Origin of the sequence: Cellulomonas sp. B6 (assembly GCF_001462455.1) — a bacterium.
Lineage (GTDB): Bacteria > Actinomycetota > Actinomycetes > Actinomycetales > Cellulomonadaceae > Cellulomonas.
Genome location: NZ_LNTD01000047.1, coordinates 1 through 1,139 on the forward strand (window position 1 = coordinate 1; position 1,139 = coordinate 1,139).

1 protein-coding gene is annotated in these 1,139 nt (G+C 78.8%); it reads left to right on the top strand.

Annotation, left to right across the window (positions count from 1 at the left end; genetic code table 11):
* Window positions 1–12 precede the first annotated feature (12 nt).
* Window positions 13–1,139 (top strand): LLM class flavin-dependent oxidoreductase (locus ATM99_RS03265; RefSeq protein ID WP_062101505.1); only part of this gene is annotated, 1,127 nt, incomplete at its 3' end.

Here is a 1,139-nt window from a genome sequence, read left to right on the forward strand (position 1 = left end):
GTTGACCGACCCATGACCCACCCCCGCGCGGCCCGCGTGCCGCTGTCCGTCCTCGACCTCGCGGTCGTCCCCGAGGGGTCGACCGGCGCCGCCGCGCTGCGCGCCGCCGTCGACCGCGCCGTCCTGCTCGACCGGCTCGGCTACCGCCGCGTCTGGTACGCCGAGCACCACCTCGGCGCGGGCGTCGCGTCCGCGGCGCCCGCCGTGCTCGCGGCCGCCGTCGCCGCCCGCACGTCGCGCATCCGCGTGGGCAGCGGCGCGGTGCTGCTGAGCACGACGAGCCCGCTGGTCGCGGCCGAGCAGTTCGGGACGATCGCGGCGCTGCACCCCGGCCGCGTCGACCTGGGGCTGGGGCGCGCCCTCGCGCCGCGCGACGTGGGCGGACGACGGCCCGACCGGCCCGCACCGACGCCGGTGGCCGCGCGGGACGTCGACGGCCTGCACGTGCCCGCTGCGCCGCCGCTCGACCTCGGCGACTCGGCGCTGCGCGAGCGGCTGCTCGCGCAGCAGCGCGTCGTCGGGGCCTCGCGCACGGCCGCGAGCTTCCGCGCCGAGCTCGAGCTGGTGCTCGCGCTGCACGCCGGCACGTTCCGCGACGAGGACGGCCGCCCGTACGTCAGCCCACCCGTGCAGGGCGCCGACTGGCAGCTGTGGGTCCTCGCGTCGAGCGCCGGCGAGAGCGCCCGCGTCGCGGGAGAGCTGGGTCTGCCGCTCACCGCGAACTACCACGTGAGCCCGGCGACGACGCTCGACACGGTCGCCGCGTACCGCGCGGCCTTCCGGCCGGGCGTGCTCGCGGCGCCGTACGTCGCGGTCTCGGCCGACGTGCTCGTGGCCGACACCGACGAGCGCGCCCACGACCTCGCCGCGCCGCACGCCGACTGGGTGCTGTCGATCCGCCGCACCGCGGGCGGCGCCCGCACCTACCCGCGGCACGCGTCCGTCGCGTGGCAGGACCGCCCCGCCGACGAGCGCGCGGTGCTGCGCGACCGGGTCGACACGAGGTTCGTCGGCGACCCGGGGACCGTCCTCGCCGGCCTGGAGACGTTGCAGCGCGTCACCGGCGCCGACGAGCTCGTCGTCACGACGTCGACCCACGACCCGGCCGACACCGCGCGCTCGTTCGCGCTGCTCGCGCA